At 62.0% G+C, this 532-nt stretch carries 1 pseudogene; it reads left to right on the top strand.

Annotated elements, in window-relative coordinates:
* Positions 1-138: 138 nt before the first annotated feature.
* Positions 139-532: pseudogene (locus ACTQ49_RS15020) on the top strand (IS630 family transposase); the annotation flags it as partial.

Here is a 532-nt window from a genome sequence, read left to right as displayed (position 1 = left end):
CGAAGGTCAGACCGTCACCGGCTGGAAGGCAGCCCTTGCCGAACTCGCCAACGTCTACCCAGAGCGCTTCAACCCCTACCTGTAATCAAACATTCAACCGATCATCACTTACACAGATAGCTTGACAAGCTCGAGCTGGTCGCCAAGGTCACCGACGTGGTCGGGTTGCACCTGGCCCCGCCCGAGAATGCGGTGGTGTTGTGCGTGGACGAGAAGTCGCAGATCCAGGCCCTGGACCGTACGCAGAAGGTCCTGCCGATGCAGCCCACCCAGATCGAGCGCCGCACCCATGACTATGTGCGTCACGGCACCACGACCTTGTTCGCGGCATTGGACATCGCCACCGGGCACGTGACAGGCGCGTGCAGACCCCGACACCGACACCAGGAGTTCCTGGCGTTCTTGAAGCAAGTCGCCCGTGCCTATCCCGACCAGCAGCTGCACTTGGTGATGGACAACTACGCCACCCACAAACGTGTCGAGGTGCGTGACTGGCTGGCGGCCAACCCGCGGATCCACGTCCACTTCACCC

The organism is Luteococcus sp. Sow4_B9 (assembly GCF_052116585.1).
In the GTDB taxonomy this organism is placed as follows: Bacteria; Actinomycetota; Actinomycetes; order Propionibacteriales; family Propionibacteriaceae; genus Luteococcus.
This window is presented reverse-complemented; position numbering and strand designations above follow the sequence as displayed.